This window comes from Pseudomonas sp. PDM04, from assembly GCF_014851765.1.
GTDB lineage: Bacteria > Pseudomonadota > Gammaproteobacteria > Pseudomonadales > Pseudomonadaceae > Aquipseudomonas.
In genome coordinates this window covers 348,916-364,041 of the sequence record NZ_JACVAI010000001.1, presented here as the reverse complement: position 1 = coordinate 364,041, position 15,126 = coordinate 348,916, and the positions used below count along the sequence as shown (strand labels likewise).

Here is a 15,126-nt window from a genome sequence, read left to right as displayed (position 1 = left end):
GTCGAAAGGACAATTGCCGCGCCTCGACGCGTAGACTAAGCTCGCTTCCTTTAAGGGTTTTGGGCCTTCTGCCCATGCCTTGCCCTTGCAGGATGAGCTTTTGCCTATCTCCGATGACGACCCGCGCCACGCCAATGGTACCGCCTTGAAACGGCTGCCCCTGCGCAAGGCTGCGGTGCTGTTTATTGCCGTGGTGTGCTTGTGCCTGTGCGGCCTGCTGTATCTGCAACTCGAGCAATCGCGTCGGCACGATCTGGCGGTGGCCGAAGCCGCGTCCTCTAACCTGACGCGCGCCGTGGCGCAGCAGGCCGAAGACACGTTCATGAAGGCCGACCTGGTGCTGACCAGCCTGGCGGACTGGCTTCAGATGGACGGTTTCGATCAGGTGCAGAAATCCCTGTTGCAGAAGACGTTCGCGCGGCGCGTACAGGCGCTGAGTCAGTTGCACGGGATCTTCCTGTTCGACCGCAACGGCCAGTGGATCGTGACTTCATTCGAGGATCTGCCCCGTGGTCCAGGCGTGGCTGACCGCGAGTATTTCCTCTATCACCAGCAGAACGTGTCGTCCGTGGCGCACATCGGTCCGGCGATTCGCAGCCGCACCAATGGCGAATGGATCATCCCGGTGTCCAAGCGGGTGAACGACAAGGACGGCCATTTTCAGGGCGTGATGCTGGCCGGCATCAAGATGTCCTACTTCGATCAGTTCTTCAAAAGTTTCAGCATCGATGAGGATGGCTCCATTGCCCTGGCGCTGACCGATGGAACACTGCTGGCGCGGCGACCCTTCGTGGAGTCGCAGATCGGCCAGTCACTGGCCAAGGGCGAGATTTTCAGCAAGTACCTGGCCGGCGCCATGTCCGGCAGCGCAATGATCAGTTCGGTGCTCGATGGTGCGGTGCGCCTGCATGGCTACCGGCAACTCGATGCGTACCCGCTGGTGGTGACGGCGGCCTCGTCGAGGGATTCGATTCTCAAGGGGTGGTACGACACGGCCTTCCAGTCGAGCCTGATTGTGGCCCTGGTCATACTCGGTATTGGCCTGTTCGGTTGGGTGTTCGTGCGTCAGGTGCGGGTGGGCGAGCGGGTCGAGCGGGATCTGCGCAAGGCCAAGGAAGAACTGAAGCTGATCGCGACCCACGACAGCCTGACCGGGTTGGCCAATCGTCGTCTGTTCGAGCGGGCGCTGGAGATCGAGTTCAGACGTGACATCCGCCAGTCCAGCTCGCTGGGCCTGATCATGCTCGATATCGATTACTTCAAACGCTACAACGATGCCTACGGCCACGTGGCGGGGGACCATTGCCTGGCCGAGGTGGCCAGGGCTGTGAAAAGTTGCTGCCATCGTCCGGTCGATCTGGCCGTGCGCTACGGCGGCGAGGAATTTGCTGTACTGCTGCCGGACACCGACATTCATGGCACCCTGGTGGTTGCCGAACAGATCCGTCACAGCGTCATGGCCCGCAACATCATCCATAGCGGCGCGCCCAGTGGCCACGTGACCGTCAGCCTGGGCTGCCATGCCTTCGTGCCAACGCGCCTGGACAGCCCTGAAGTGTTCATCGAGCGTGCGGACGCGGCGCTGTATCAAGCCAAGCACTTGGGGCGAAACCGCGCGGCGGTGTTGTCGATTGAAGGCGCTTTCGGGGAGCTGATGCGCTCCGACCGCTGAGACGCGCAAGCCCCCGCACTCGTGTAACACGGGGGCTTTTGTGCGATCAGTTGCCGGTGCCGCCTCCGGCACCACCGGTCCCACCACCTGACGCCCCGGTGCCACCACCTGCGCCCGAGCCACTGGCGCCCCCGGTTCCGCCCGTTCCGCCTGAGCTGCCGCCTGAGGTGCCCGCGCCGCCATTGTTGCCCTTGCCCTCAGCACCGCCGCCGTTGTTGCCACCGGACGGTTCGCCTGGGTTGTTGTTGGGCGCCATGGTCGATCCGCCTGTGGATCCGGATTTGGTGCCGCTGGCATCCGCGCCGTCACCGCTGGCTGCATAGGCGGTCGCCGAGGTGGCCAACAGACTCGCCAGCAATAATGAAGTGAGTTTGATGTTCATCAAGTGCGTCTCCCAAAGATGAGTCGGTACCTGATGTTGGTGTGAGGGGGCGGGAAGTTGGTGCCGGTTGGACGACGAGCGGTCATCACCGGTCAGCGGGCCGTGCCCTCCCTGAGTTTGTGTTCGAGTGTCTGCCGGACCTGCGGCCATTCGTCGTCAATGATGCTGAATCTTACGGAGTTGCGCTTGCGACCATCCGGCATGATGCGCTCGTGGCGCACGATGCCTTCCTGCTGCGCCCCGAGCCTGAGAATGGCGTTGCGGGATTTCTGGTTGTTTTCGTCGGTGGTGAATTGCACCCGTACGCAGCCCAGTGCCTCGAAGGCGTGTCGCAACATCAGGTATTTGGCTTCGGTGTTGACGAAGGTTTTCTGCCAGCGGACCGAGATCCAGGTGCTGCCGATTTCGAGCTTGCGGTTGAGCCGGTCTATCTTCCAGAACCGCGTCGAGCCGATCACTTCGCCTGTGTCGTTCAGCACGATGGCGAAAGGCAGAACCGTGCCGGCATCCCGGCCGTCGAGGGCTTTTTTCAGGTAGCTGTCGACGGTGGTCGGGGAGGGCACGACGGTGACGGTCAGGTTCCACAGTTCGCCATCGGACGCGGCGTGGACCAGGGCTTCGGCATCGCGGTATTGCAGCGGGCGCAGGTTGATTCCGTGGCCTTGCAGGGTGATATCCATCAGGTGTTCTTTCTCGGCGGATCAGTTGAGTAAGGGTGCCTATTACGCCTCGTTGGCAATCGCCAACGCAACCCGCGCAAGGCAAGGATGTCACACGCACAACACCCTTGTACGGAGCGCTGGTCCATGAAGCAATTGCGAATCGCAACGTTCAACGTCAATGGCATGCGCGCCCGGCTGCCCAACCTGCTGGCCTGGCTGGAGCGGGAGAAGCCGGACATCGCGTGTTTGCAGGAGCTCAAGTCGGTGGACAGCGCGTTCCCGGCGGCCGAACTCGAGAAGGCCGGTTACGGTGCGATCTGGCAGGGGCAATCGTCGTGGAACGGGGTGGCGATCCTGGCGCGGGATGCGCAGCCCCTGGAGAGCCGGCGCGGTCTGCCGGGTGACGACAGCGACACCCACAGCCGCTATCTCGAAGCAGCGGTGCATGGGGTGCTGGTGGGGTGTTTGTACCTGCCCAACGGCAATCCGCAGCCGGGCCCGAAGTTCGACTACAAGCTGGCCTGGTTCGAGCGGCTGATCGCTTACGCCAGGGACCTGCAGCGCAGCGAGCACCCGGTGGTGCTGGCCGGCGATTACAACGTGGTGCCGACTGACCTGGATATCTACAACCCGCGGTCCTGGCTCAAGGACGCGCTGCTGCAACCGCAAAGCCGCGAGTGCTATCAACGATTGCTGGATCAGGGCTGGACCGACGCCCTGCGCCATCTGTATCCCGAGGATCGGCTGTACACCTTCTGGGACTATTTCCGACAGCACTGGCAGAAAAATTCCGGGCTTCGCATTGACCATCTGCTGCTCAATCCGGCGCTGAGTCCTTATCTGCAGGAGGCCGGTGTCGATGCCTGGGTGCGTAATGAACCGCACGCCAGCGACCATGCCCCGACCTGGATTCAACTGAGCTCGCGCAAGCGACGCTGATGGTCGTGGAGGCAATTGGCGAAATCAATTGTCGGTTGCCGCGCTTTTTCCCTTATACATGGCGCCATCGCCGCGCATAAGGAACGAGCAATGAGTGAGATACGCCCGAGCAACCTCGCGTTGTACCTGCAACGTCTGGGGTTCGACACGGCCCCGCCACCGACCCTGGAAACCCTGCGCCAACTGCAACGGCGTCATACCGGTGCCTTTGCGTTCGAAAACCTCACGACATTGTCGGGCGAGCCGGTGCTCATCGACCTGGCCTCCATCGAGCAGAAGGTCCTGCACCAGGCACGCGGCGGTTACTGTTACGAACTCAACAAGCTGTTTCTTTGCCTGCTTCAGCAACTGGGCTTCAACGCTCACGGAATCTCCGGGCGCGTGGTCATGGGCCAACCGGAAGGCGCATGGACGGCGCGTACCCATCGCCTGAGCCTGGTCACCCTGGACGACGTGCGCTATATCACCGATGTCGGTTTCGGCGGCATGGTGCCCACGGCGCCATTGCTGCTCGATACGTGCGCTGAACAGTCCACGCCCCATGAGCCCTATCGCATCGAGCAGCATGTGGACGGCTACACGTTGCGCGCCAAGGTCGACGGTGAATGGCGGCCGATGTACATCTTCGACCTGCAGCGCCAGGAAGACATCGATTACGCGGTCGGCAACTGGTACGTCTCGACCTCTCCCGACTCCTCATTTGCCCAGAGGCTGATGGTGGCGCGGACCGGAGAAGGGTGGCGGCGCACGTTGAACAATGGCAGTTTCGCGGTCCACCGGATCGGCCGCGACAGCGAGCGGCGCCAGGTCGCGGATGTCGAAGAGCTGGTTGCACTGTTGGAGAGCGAGTTCGGCATCCAGGTGCCCGCAAGTGAACATTTGAAGCAGGTGCTTGGACGGTTGATCGAGTCCAGCCAGGGCACCTTCGATTGACTGATTCGCTCAGGGACGAACGTCAGCTTCCATCAATTGCTGGATTTCGCTGACGGCGTCCAGCAGCTTTTTCTCCAGGGTTTTCAGGTCTGAGGCCGTGATGCCTTTTTTGAGCTGTGCCGATCCTGCGGATTGGCCCGTTTTACTGAGCAAGGCGTGGCGAAGCGTGTTGTTGATCACTGTCTGGTAGCCATAGCCCTCGGTTTCCGCGAGCGTGCGAGCCGCCTCGATCACCGCTTCGTCCAGCATGATGGTGATGCGTGTCTTGCCCTTGCCGCAAGCAACGGCCCCCCGCCCGGCGTTGCTGAAGTCGTATTGATCCTTCATTGCTCAAGCCTCCAGGTAGCGGCGACGCTAGCTCTCACCGAACACCGCCTCTGTCTCGGGAGGCTGACGCTGCGATGCTTGAAGTTATTGGCCGCGTTCTTGCTTTTGTCGAACTGAATGTCGAATGAGATCGTTATGCAGACTTTATATGTATAGAAAATGCGCCAGCGTTGCCGTCTGTCGCCGTATTTGAAAAAGACTGGCGGGCGAGAAGCGCAGTCTCGAGGTGGTGAATGGCAAGGTTTATTGAGGTGCGCGGAGTGGATGCGGCAGGAAATCATGAACCTGTGTCCATAATCTGACTGGCAAGTTGTATACAACTCTATGGACATTTGTCTGTTGTGTTGCATACAGTGTGCGCATAACAAAAACCAGGGAACCCCCCAATCATGAAAACGCCCCATGTTTCACACCAACGGCCCGAGGACGAAAACCTCGGGGTCGGCGCGAATATGGCTTACGGCCTGCAACATGTCCTGACCATGTATGGCGGTATCGTCGCGGTGCCGTTGATCATCGGCCAGGCGGCCGGGCTCACACCGGCGGACATTGGTTTGTTGATTGCTGCTTCATTGTTTGCGGGAGGGCTGGCGACATTGCTGCAGACCCTCGGCCTGCCGTTCTTCGGTTGTCAGTTGCCGCTGGTGCAGGGGGTGTCGTTCTCGGGTGTCGCGACCATGGTGGCGATTGTCAGCAGTGGGGGGGAGGGCGGCTTCCAATCGATCCTGGGGGCGGTCATCGCGGCGTCACTGATCGGCTTGTTGATCACACCGGTGTTTTCGCGAATTACCCGGTTCTTCCCGCCCCTGGTCACGGGCATCGTGATCACCACCATCGGCTTGACGCTGATGCCGGTGGCCGCACGCTGGGCCATGGGTGGCAACAGCCACGCAGCGGATTTTGGCAGCATGGCGAACATCGGTCTGGCGGCAGTAACACTGGTGCTGGTGTTGTTGCTGAGCAAGATCGGCAGCGCGACCATTTCCCGTTTGTCGATCCTGCTGGCGATGGTCATCGGGACGATCATTGCGCTGTTCCTCGGCATGGCGGACTTCTCGTCCGTCACCCAGGGCCCGATGTTCGGCTTCCCGACGCCGTTCCACTTCGGCATGCCGACGTTTCACTTCGCCGCGATCCTGTCGATGTGCATCGTGGTCATGGTGACGCTGGTGGAGACCTCAGCGGACATCCTGGCCGTCGGTGAAATCATCGGCACCAAGGTTGACTCCAAACGCCTGGGCAATGGCCTGCGTGCCGACATGCTGTCGAGCATGATCGCGCCGATCTTCGGGTCGTTCACCCAGAGCGCCTTTGCCCAGAACGTCGGGCTGGTGGCGGTCACCGGCATCAAGAGTCGCTACGTGGTCGCCACCGGCGGCCTGTTCCTGGTGATCCTTGGCCTGTTGCCATTCATGGGCCGGGTCATCGCCGCTGTACCGACTTCGGTACTGGGCGGGGCCGGGATCGTGCTGTTCGGCACGGTGGCGGCCAGCGGCATTCGCACGTTGTCCAAGGTCGACTATCGCAACAACGTCAACCTGATCATCGTCGCCACCTCCATCGGCTTCGGCATGATTCCCATCGCCGCCCCGAATTTTTACGACCACTTCCCGAGCTGGTTTGCCACGATCTTTCATTCGGGTATCAGTTCCTCGGCGATCATGGCGATTGTGCTGAACCTGACCTTCAACCACCTCACCGCCGGTAACTCGGACCAACAATCGGTGTTTGCCGCCGGCACTGAACGTGTCTTGCGCTACCAGGACCTGGCCGCGTTGCGCGAAGGCGATTACTTCAGCGAAGGCAAGTTGCACGATTGCGACGGGAAGGAGGTTCCGGTGATCGAGGTGGAGGACCATGGGCATGGCGAACCGCGAACGGTGCACGCCAACAGCAGCGAGCATGCCTGAACAGTCCGTTGAATCTGTGGGAGCGAGCCTGCTCGCGATGGACCAAAGGACGACGCGTTCAGTCGGAGAACGCGTCAGCCCCCATCCCGAGCTGGCCGCAACGGGGGTGCAGGATCACTCCACCGACGTCTGCAACACTTCAATCCATAACGCGCCCTTGCCCGACGCCGCTTCACCGACACGCTTCAGGGCGCCTTCACTGCCGACTGCGTACGTGCCGACCTTTGCACTTTTCTCTCCCGTGACCAGCAACCAGCGCCCGTTGGGTGAAAACGCGATATTGCGCGGTTGCTGCTCTTCGACCGGATAGTTCTGCAGAAAACGCAAACCGCCAGTGGTCGTATCGACCGCGAACGCCGACACCGAGCTGCTGGTGCGCTCGGTCATGAACAGCAGTTTGCCATCGGGCGAAATCTGCAAGTCCGCCGCCCAGATACGGGGTGTCGGGTCGTCTTTCAGGTCGTTGTTACGCGCATCGCGCACTTCGCCGTGGGCCAGTTTCAAACGCTCGGGAATCCCGTTGGCCACGGCAATCTGGGTCAATGCGCCCGTGCTGTCATTGATTGAAAAGGCCGTGACAGTGCCGCTCATCTCGCCGACCACGTACAGGTATTTGCCATCTTTGGAAAAGGTCAGGTGCCGAGGACCGGTGTTGGCCGGCACGCTGACGTAGCCGCTGCCAATGGGGGTGAGCGCACCGGTTTGGTCATCCAGGCGATATTGCAGCACGCGGTCTGCACCCAGGTTGCCGGTGTAGGCGAAACGATTGCTCGGGTCGGTGCGCACCGAATGGGCATGTGGCCCGGTGGCGTAGCTCAGGATGTTGTCCGATGGCTGGTAGGCCTTGTCGATGGCTTGCACCGTAACGGCGTCGGCCCCATAGGAGGCGCCGAGCAGGTAACGCCCGGACCTGTCGGTCGACAGGTAAGCCATGCTTTGGGCCAGTGGGGCCTTGGACAACGGCGTCAATTGCCCGCTCTTGGGGTCAATGCGGTAGCCCAGGACCTGAAACGGCTTGACCCGCAATGCGGCAAACAACACTTTGCCGTCAGGCGTGATCGCCATCGGGTTGACCTGGTCTCCGGCGTTGACCTGATTGACCAGGCTCAGCGCACCGTTGCTCTGGTCAAGGCGATATTGGGAGATCAAGCCGTCGCCCGGACTGGAGATATAGGCGTAGGTAGCGGCATTGGCTTGCAGGCTGAGACCGCTGACAACGGCAGCGGCCAGGACGAGGGATTTACGCACAATGGGACCTTTTATTGTTATGAGTGTGGTCAGTCATCCTATGACTGTGCTTGCTGGACTTCAATGCCTGTTTTGCCAACCAGGAGAGAAACGCCAGACAGGTGTCACTACGAAAAGCCCATACGGCTGTTGAGGAATTGAAATATTTTTAAATAATCTCGTTTTAACAAGTGTTGTACGACATCGTACTTACTGTGTTCGACTTCGCGGGTTCTCACAAAAAAAACAATGGAGATACACTCTATGACCAGCATTCCTTCCGTGGAAGGCCAGGCTGCGGCGCCCGCGCAAAGTCGATTTCTACGAATATTCAAACTCCTGGGCCCGGGAATCATTGCCGTGCTGTCGTGGTTGGGCGCGGGTGACCTGATCACGTCGTCCGTGGCCGGTGCCAACTACGGTTACGCCATGATGTGGGTGTTGGCGGTCTCTCTGCTGTTGAGATACCTGATCGTCAACATCATCGCGCGCTTCCAGTTGTGCAATAACCAGGGCATGACCATCCTGCAAGGTTACGCCCAACTGAATCCGGTCTTCGCCTGGTTCATGCTGGTCTATGCCCTGCTGATGGGCCACTTGATGAACGCCTACATGATCAAGGGCGCGGGGGAGTCGCTGGCGATGCTGTTCAAGATCGACCAGCCGCTGCTCTGTTCGGTGGCGGTGGTGCTGGCGGTCTGGATGCTGGTCGGGCGTAACATCTACTCGATGATCGAAGGCGTGATGAAGCTGCTGCTGGCGATCATGACCCTGGCGTTCATCGCGCTGGCCGTCATGTCCGGTCCCGATGTCACCGGCATCATCAAAGGCACCGTCGGTTTCAGCATTCCGCCTGACGAGGGCGTGCATGGCGCATTGCTGGTGGCGGTTTCGGTCATCGGCGCCGTCGCGGGTTCGATTGCCAACTTCGTGCATCCTTACGTCATGCGGCAAAAGGGCTGGGTCGGACCACAACACAAGCGCATTCAACGCAACGACCTGCTGTTTGCGGTGTTCGTCGGGATCGTCATCAACCTCGCCATCTGGATCGTCGGCGCGGAAATCCTGCGGCCCAACGGCATCGAGGTCAAAACCCTGGGTGACCTGGGCAAGGCACTGGAAATCTACTTCGGCCCGATCGGCTGGTACGTGTTTTTCATCGGTGTGTTCGCGACGCTGTTTGCCAGTATCTCGGGCAAGACCACGGCTTTCCCGATGTTGATCACCGATGCCTTCCAGCACGTTCTGCCCAAGCGTCGCGCCAAGTACGGCAAGGAGTTTCACCATGACCCGATGCACAAATGGTTCATGCTGTTCATCCTCGTCACGCCATTGATCTGGTCGCTGCCGGGCATGCCGGACTTCGTGACGCTGACCATCGGTGTCAGCGCGTTGAACATCATTGGCTTGCCGGTGATTTCCCTGGGCCTGCTGATCATGTCCAACCAGAAATCGTTGCTGGACAAGCAATACCGCAACAACCTGTTTGAAAATATCGCACTGGCCTTTGCAACCGGCCTCGCGCTGTGGGTCGCCTTCCAGCTGGGTGCCGATTTGTTTGCCTGACACCGAAGCATCGAGGGGACGTCATGTCCCCTCGATGCCAAGGGTTCAATCCGTCACCGATCCCTTTGGGACTCTCCCGGCGAAACTGTCCACCAGGCTCGCCACCACCATCTCGCCCATACGTGTACGGGTCTGCACGGTCGCACTGGCCCGATGGGGTTGCAGCACGACGTTCTCGTGGCCGAACAAGGCTTGGGGTACGTTCGGCTCATCGACGAACACATCCAGTGCCGCCCCCGCGATCTCGCCGGCCGCCAGTGCCGCCACCAGGTCGGCCTCGTTGACCAGCTTGCCCCGGGCCACGTTGATCAGATAGCCACCTGTGCCCAGCGCCTGCAATACATCGGCATTGATGATCGCTTCGCCCTTGTCGGCGGCAGCGGCGAGAATCAGCGCGTCGCTGTTGCTGGCGAGTTGCTTCAGGTCGGCGACGAAGGTGTGGTCCACGTCACTCATCGGTTGCAGATCGGTGTAGCTGATCGGGCAACCGAACGCGGTGGCGCGGGCCGCCACGGCGCGACCGACCCGGCCCATGCCGACGATGCCGATGCGCATGCCCGACACCTGGCGCGCCAACGGCAACGGTGCCAACGGCGTCGGGCTGTGCGGCCATTGGCCCGAGCGCACGTAGCGGTCGCTGGTACACAGGCCACGGCACACGGCAATCAACAGGCCGATGGCCAGGTCGGCGACATCTTCGGTCAGTGCACCGATGGTCGCGGTCACGCGAATCCCGCGATCCCTGGCGTAGGCCAGGTCCACCGCATCGGTGCCCACGCCGTTGACCGCCACCACTTCCAGTTTGGGTAATTGCGCCATGACGGCCTGGGTGATGCCGGTGTGCCCGCCGGTGATTACACCGCGAATGTTCGCGCCGTGCTCTTGCAGATAGGCTTGCTTGTCGGCCTGCTGGAAGTAACGGCGCACGGTAAACAGCTCGTCGAGCCGGGTGTTGATTTCAGGAATCAGGATCGGGCTGAGCTGCAAGACTTCTGGTTTCATGTAGACCTCGCGAAGCGGAATAAAAAGGCCGGTCAACCGCGACCGGCAAACGGCATGGCAGTCGCCATGACGGTCATGTTCAGGACGTTCGCCTCCAGTGGCAGGGCGGCGATGTAGCGCACGGCATCGGCCACGTGCTTGACGTCGACCATCGGTTCCACGGCGATGGTGCCGTTGGCCTGGCGCACGCCTTTGGTCATGCGTACCGACATTTCGGTCAGGGCGTTGCCAATGTCGATCTGGCTGCAGGCAATGTTGAATTCGCGGCCGTCCAGGGCCAGGGACTTGGTCAGCCCCAACACCGCGTGTTTGCTCGCGGTGTAGGCGCTGCTGAAGGGGCGTGGGGTATGGGCCGAGATCGAGCCGTTATTGATGATGCGTCCACCTTGCGGCTGTTGCCGGCGCATCAGGCCGAAGGCGCCACGGGCGCAGAGGAAAACACCGTTGAGGTTGGTGTCGATCACGTTGCGCCACTGCTCGAACGTCAGTTCGTCCAGCGGCACGGCCGGGGCATTGACGCCGGCATTGTTGAACACGACGTCCAGGCGTCCGTATTTGACGGTGATGGTGGCAAACAGCGCATCGACGCTGGCCGGATCGCGCACATCCGTGGGCACCGCCAGGGCTTCGTGTCCGTCGACAGCCGCCAGTTCAGCCAATTCCAGCAAGGGTTCCGGCCGGCGTCCGGCCAAGACCACGGTGAACCCATCGGCCATCAGGCCAAGGGCCACGGCGCGACCGATTCCACTGCCTGCACCGGTTACCAGGGCCACTTTCAAAGGACTGGACATGTTGTTGTTTCCTTTTTTCAGTTCACTTGGGGCGTGTTGTATTGAGGGATCAAGGTCGCTGGCCGACGCGCATTTCGATCTGGCCGATGCCGTCGATCCCGGCGTTGATGAGGTCGCCGGGTTGCAGCACATCGACGCCGGCGGGGCTGCCGGTCATGATCAGGTCGCCGGCCCGCAGCGCCACCGATTGGGAAATTCGGCTGATGATTTCGCTGACTGACCAGATTTGGCTGTCGAGGCTGTCGCGCTGGCGTTCCACGCCGTTGACGTTCAGCCACAGGTCACCCTCGGGGTGGCCGGCGCGGGAGACCGGCACGATGGCGGTGATGGGCGCGGCGCCGTCGAACACCTTGGCACCTTCCCATGGCAAGCCATTGCTCTTGGCCGAGCGCTGGACATCGCGACGCGTCAGGTCCAGGCCGGCACCGTAGCCCCAGACATAGGCCAGTGCCTGATCTTCCGGAATATTGGCGCCGCCCTCGCCGATGGCCACGACCAGTTCGATTTCGTGGGCGAACTCGTCGGTCAGGGGTGGGAACGCCACTTCACCGGTGGCATCCACCACGTTGCTGGCCGGTTTCATGAAAAACACCGGTGGCTGGCGGGACTGGCCCTGGGTGTCTGGCCATGGGTAATTGCGTCCGACGCAGAATACCCGGCCGACGGGGAAGCGCTTGGGGCTCCCGGCAACCGGCAGGGTAACGGGCAGATCCGGGGTGAACACGTAGTCGGTCATGGTCATTTCTTGTCATTGTCCTGGTGGAGGCATCAGCCTACGGCGGCTTCGTTTGGCGAAGTTGGACGAAAGCCGCCTCGTATTGGAGAAAAACGCGTTTCTGTACTTAACGAACCTTGAGTTCGATGCGGTGCAGGCGGCCGAGCAGGAACGAATAGGACAAGGTGCCCATCAGTGCCACGCCGCCAATGAACCAGAAGGCGAAGGCGAAGGAGCCGGTCGACTGGACGATTGCGCCAATCACGATCGGGGTGACGATTCCGCCGATGTTGGCGGCCAGGCTGGTGACCCCGCCGGTCAGGCCGATGAGTTCCTTGGGGGCCACTTCCGAGACCGCCGCCCATGACGACGAGGCGATGCCCTGGGCAAAGAAGGCGATGGTCAGGATGGCAATGCAGATCAGGTTCGAATCGGTGAAATTCACCAGGACAATCGACATGCCCAGCATCGATCCGACCACCAGCGGCAACTTGCGCGCAAAGGACATGGAGTAGCCACGACGAATCAACAGGTCGGAGACGATGCCCGCCAGCAGGATGCCGACCGTTGCGCCAACGAACGGCATCACGGCAAAGATCCCGGCCTTGATCGTGGTCAGCTGGCGCTCTTCAATCAGGTACGTCGGGAACCAGGTGAGGAAAAAATACAGCGCCGAGGTGCTGGCGAACTTGCCGATGCAAATCGCCCAGATCTGCCGATAGGTGAACAGCTCGGCAATCTGCCGCCAGTTGAATTTGGTGCGTTCCTGACTGCACTTGACCAGTCCTCCGCCCGACTCGATGTACTTCAGTTCTTCCTGGCTGACTTTCTTGCAGTTCAGCGGATCGCGGTACATGTACAGCCAGATCACCCCGAAAACGATACCGAGTGCCCCGGTGCTGTAGAACACGTGGCGCCAGTCAAAGGTCGTGGCCAGCCACAGAAGCGCGCCGGTAAACAGTGCCGTGCCCAGGTACTGGCCGCACACGTAGATGCTGCTGGCCATGCCCCGTTCCCGGGCCGGAAACCACACCGTCACCGCACGGCTGTTGGCCGGAAAGGCCGGCGCTTCCATGGCGCCGACGGCCAGGCGCAGGCCGAACAGCGACGCAAAGCCCGTGGCAAAACCCTGGCACACGGTGACCGTCGACCAACTGATCAGCGAGACGCCGTAAGTGAACCGGGAGCCGAAGCGATCGGCCACGAACCCGGCAGGCACCAGGGCGAGGGCGTAGGTCCAGGCGAACGCCGAGAAAATCAGGCCCATCTCGATCTTGTCCAGGCCCAGGTCCTTGGACAGGAAGGGCGCAGCAATCGAGATGTTCACCCGGTCGATGTAGTTGATGATCGTTGCAATCAGCAGCAGCGACAGCATGATCCAGCGCCGGCGTGTCGGCAGGCGCTGAGGCAGCACAGCGTCGCGGATGCCGGCGCTCAGCGGTGGGGCGGTGGACGCAGAGGTTTGTGAGTTCGACATGAGTGGACCTTCTTATTGTCAGGTGAATCGAGTGGTTCGCGCGCAGCCGGAGTCCTTGCCCCCATTGCCGGGGACAGCGAAATCTCTGCTGGGAAAAGAGGCGCGAACAGCCGCTGTCAGGTGTTCAGGGACGCCTTGGAGTCGGGAAGGGCGGGGGAGGATTGGCGAGAGAAAAAAACGGGTTCATGAGTGCGCACCTTTTGATTGTTTTTGGAAGGAGTCGGGCTGCAATGACTGCCACAGTGGTCGTACAACCTTGCAAAATCAACGGAGGCGTTAGATCGTTTTTTTCGCTGAAAACGGCGTGAAATGCATCTGTCCAAGAAAAATCCTACCGACGCATTTCTTTGCATTTGCGTCGATGGATTCATAACTATCTGTTTTTTAAGAAATAAAATTTAGACAAGCTGTGCGGGATTTTTGGACAGTCGAAATATCACTCACGGATACAATTATTTTTCGGAATCGCGCTGTCATCCTATGTCGTGTTGAAGTCGAGCCGTAATCGCCCTCACAATGGGCCTCGTCGCCGCACAACGACAACCTGTCCATGTATTGCCGAGGATCCCCAGGAAATGTCGTCACCGAGTCGTGTTCCCACCTACGTCATGCAGCAGCGCAGCGAGCTGACGGACTTCTACATTCGCGACAAAAAGGGCCGACGCGCCGAAACCAGCCCGCATCGCCACGAATACTTCCAGATTCAGATCAACCTGGGTGGCGACACCGTCCAGCACATCGGCAACGTCGAACGTCCGTTTCCGCGCAACACGCTGGCGTTCATCCTGCCGCATCGCGTGCACGTGATCCCGCACCCGGCCGACAGCAATTTCATTGTGATCAATTTTTCCCAGACCTTTCTGCTGCCGCACCTGCAGTGCGATCCGATGGATCTGGAGGAGGTGTCGATCCTGCTGGCGCCCGAGCTGTCACCGTTTCGCTTCCAGGAGCATCTGGACTTCATCCTCGCCGATGAGGATTTCAGCAAGGTCTGCGGATTGATCGAACAGATGCGCGTGCTGGACGAGAACCGCCAGTTCGGCACCCGCGAGATGCTCAAGGGGTTGCTGCTGCAACTGGTGGGGGGCGTGTGTGCCTTGTATGCCGAGCCGCTCAAGCGGCTGGCCGAAGAGAACGCCGCTGAAGTCAGCCGACGCGATGCGTTGAGCCGGATGTCCGAGTATCTACGCAAGAACATCGCCGACCCGGACCTCAACCTGATCAAGGTCGCCGCCGCGACCTACCTGTCACCGACCTACCTGACACACTGGTTGCGCAAGGAAATCGGCAAGACCTTCACTGAGCTGGTGCTGGAACGCCGAATGCACGCGGCGCGCAATTACCTGCTCAATGGCACGCGGCCTGTAGGGGAGGTGGCGAGGTTGTGTGGCTTCGCCGATGAAGCCTACTTTTCGCGACGCTTTCGCCAGATCCATGGCCAGCCTCCGGGGCAATTCCGCCGCCAGCAACTCAACCCCGACACGCCGCAATCACCATCCAATACCTGATGGGTCGTTCGATCG

General features: G+C 60.7%; 14 protein-coding genes. 6 read left to right on the top strand and 8 right to left on the bottom strand.

Annotated elements, in window-relative coordinates; translation table 11 throughout:
- Positions 1-100: 100 nt before the first annotated feature.
- Positions 101-1,672, top strand: coding sequence for a GGDEF domain-containing protein (locus tag IB249_RS01710; protein ID WP_192301795.1), 1,572 nt, complete (start codon positions 101-103; stop codon positions 1,670-1,672).
- A 46-nt stretch (positions 1,673-1,718) separates the two neighbouring features.
- Here the strand turns inward: IB249_RS01710 and IB249_RS01705 are convergent, their stop codons facing one another.
- Positions 1,719-2,057 carry a hypothetical protein gene (locus IB249_RS01705; protein ID WP_192301794.1) on the bottom strand — a complete coding sequence of 113 codons (339 nt, stop codon included), beginning with the start codon at positions 2,055-2,057 and terminating at the stop codon, positions 1,719-1,721.
- 89 nt (positions 2,058-2,146) lie between these two features.
- Positions 2,147-2,734, bottom strand: coding sequence for a GNAT family N-acetyltransferase (locus IB249_RS01700; RefSeq protein ID WP_192301793.1), 588 nt, complete (start codon positions 2,732-2,734; stop codon positions 2,147-2,149).
- Between the two features lie 126 nt (positions 2,735-2,860).
- Here IB249_RS01700 and IB249_RS01695 point away from each other — a divergent pair, with 126 nt between their 5' ends.
- Together IB249_RS01695 and IB249_RS01690 are read left to right on the top strand one after the other, a co-directional pair.
- Positions 2,861-3,655, top strand: coding sequence for an exodeoxyribonuclease III (locus tag IB249_RS01695; RefSeq protein ID WP_192301792.1), 795 nt, complete (start codon positions 2,861-2,863; stop codon positions 3,653-3,655).
- Positions 3,656-3,745: 90 nt separating this feature from the next.
- Entirely contained in the window at positions 3,746-4,588 is an 843-nt protein-coding gene (locus tag IB249_RS01690; RefSeq protein WP_192301791.1) for an arylamine N-acetyltransferase family protein, read from the top strand.
- 9 nt (positions 4,589-4,597) lie between these two features.
- On the opposite strand, the gene IB249_RS01685 is transcribed toward IB249_RS01690, so the two are convergent.
- Positions 4,598-4,915: a BrnA antitoxin family protein gene (locus IB249_RS01685; protein ID WP_192301790.1), complete on the bottom strand. Its 318-nt coding sequence runs from the start codon at positions 4,913-4,915 to the stop codon at positions 4,598-4,600.
- A gap of 389 nt (positions 4,916-5,304) precedes the next feature.
- Here IB249_RS01685 and IB249_RS01680 point away from each other — a divergent pair, with 389 nt between their 5' ends.
- Positions 5,305-6,825 (top strand): nucleobase:cation symporter-2 family protein, encoded by a 1,521-nt coding sequence (locus IB249_RS01680; RefSeq protein ID WP_192301789.1) that lies wholly within the window; start codon positions 5,305-5,307, stop codon positions 6,823-6,825.
- Between the two features lie 114 nt (positions 6,826-6,939).
- Here the strand turns inward: IB249_RS01680 and IB249_RS01675 are convergent, their stop codons facing one another.
- Positions 6,940-8,073 carry a lactonase family protein gene (locus tag IB249_RS01675; protein WP_192301788.1) on the bottom strand — a complete coding sequence of 378 codons (1,134 nt, stop codon included), beginning with the start codon at positions 8,071-8,073 and terminating at the stop codon, positions 6,940-6,942.
- Between the two features lie 243 nt (positions 8,074-8,316).
- Between IB249_RS01675 and IB249_RS01670 the strand changes: the two genes are divergently transcribed.
- Positions 8,317-9,618 carry an Nramp family divalent metal transporter gene (locus tag IB249_RS01670; RefSeq protein ID WP_192301787.1) on the top strand — a complete coding sequence of 434 codons (1,302 nt, stop codon included), beginning with the start codon at positions 8,317-8,319 and terminating at the stop codon, positions 9,616-9,618.
- Between the two features lie 45 nt (positions 9,619-9,663).
- Here IB249_RS01670 and IB249_RS01665 read toward each other — a convergent pair whose 3' ends face one another.
- The 4 genes from IB249_RS01665 to IB249_RS01650 form a co-directional block, all read right to left on the bottom strand.
- Positions 9,664-10,620: a 2-hydroxyacid dehydrogenase gene (locus IB249_RS01665; RefSeq protein ID WP_192301786.1), complete on the bottom strand. Its 957-nt coding sequence runs from the start codon at positions 10,618-10,620 to the stop codon at positions 9,664-9,666.
- A gap of 32 nt (positions 10,621-10,652) precedes the next feature.
- Positions 10,653-11,411 (bottom strand): SDR family oxidoreductase, encoded by a 759-nt coding sequence (locus IB249_RS01660; protein ID WP_192301785.1) that lies wholly within the window; start codon positions 11,409-11,411, stop codon positions 10,653-10,655.
- 49 nt (positions 11,412-11,460) lie between these two features.
- Positions 11,461-12,153, bottom strand: coding sequence for a fumarylacetoacetate hydrolase family protein (locus IB249_RS01655; RefSeq protein WP_192301784.1), 693 nt, complete (start codon positions 12,151-12,153; stop codon positions 11,461-11,463).
- A gap of 100 nt (positions 12,154-12,253) precedes the next feature.
- A complete protein-coding gene (locus IB249_RS01650; RefSeq protein WP_192301783.1) occupies positions 12,254-13,603 on the bottom strand; it encodes an MFS transporter in 1,350 nt (449 codons plus the stop codon).
- Between the two features lie 575 nt (positions 13,604-14,178).
- Here IB249_RS01650 and IB249_RS01645 point away from each other — a divergent pair.
- On the top strand, positions 14,179-15,111 hold the full coding sequence (locus IB249_RS01645; protein ID WP_192301782.1) for a helix-turn-helix transcriptional regulator: 933 nt from the start codon (positions 14,179-14,181) through the stop codon (positions 15,109-15,111).
- The last annotated feature ends 15 nt before the right edge of the window (positions 15,112-15,126 follow it).

What these genes read in the sequence shown, in the direction of transcription:
- IB249_RS01700 (WP_192301793.1), bottom strand. Translation starts at nt 2,734, where the DNA reads ATGGATATCACCCTGCAAGGCCACGGAATCAACCTGCGCCCGCTGCAA.
- IB249_RS01695 (WP_192301792.1), top strand. Translation starts at nt 2,861, where the DNA reads ATGAAGCAATTGCGAATCGCAACGTTCAACGTCAATGGCATGCGCGCC.
- IB249_RS01690 (WP_192301791.1), top strand. Translation starts at nt 3,746, where the DNA reads ATGAGTGAGATACGCCCGAGCAACCTCGCGTTGTACCTGCAACGTCTG.
- IB249_RS01685 (WP_192301790.1), bottom strand. Translation starts at nt 4,915, where the DNA reads ATGAAGGATCAATACGACTTCAGCAACGCCGGGCGGGGGGCCGTTGCT.
- IB249_RS01680 (WP_192301789.1), top strand. Translation starts at nt 5,305, where the DNA reads ATGAAAACGCCCCATGTTTCACACCAACGGCCCGAGGACGAAAACCTC.
- IB249_RS01670 (WP_192301787.1), top strand. Translation starts at nt 8,317, where the DNA reads ATGACCAGCATTCCTTCCGTGGAAGGCCAGGCTGCGGCGCCCGCGCAA.
- IB249_RS01665 (WP_192301786.1), bottom strand. Translation starts at nt 10,620, where the DNA reads ATGAAACCAGAAGTCTTGCAGCTCAGCCCGATCCTGATTCCTGAAATC.
- IB249_RS01660 (WP_192301785.1), bottom strand. Translation starts at nt 11,411, where the DNA reads ATGTCCAGTCCTTTGAAAGTGGCCCTGGTAACCGGTGCAGGCAGTGGA.
- IB249_RS01655 (WP_192301784.1), bottom strand. Translation starts at nt 12,153, where the DNA reads ATGACCATGACCGACTACGTGTTCACCCCGGATCTGCCCGTTACCCTG.
- IB249_RS01650 (WP_192301783.1), bottom strand. Translation starts at nt 13,603, where the DNA reads ATGTCGAACTCACAAACCTCTGCGTCCACCGCCCCACCGCTGAGCGCC.
- IB249_RS01645 (WP_192301782.1), top strand. Translation starts at nt 14,179, where the DNA reads ATGTCGTCACCGAGTCGTGTTCCCACCTACGTCATGCAGCAGCGCAGC.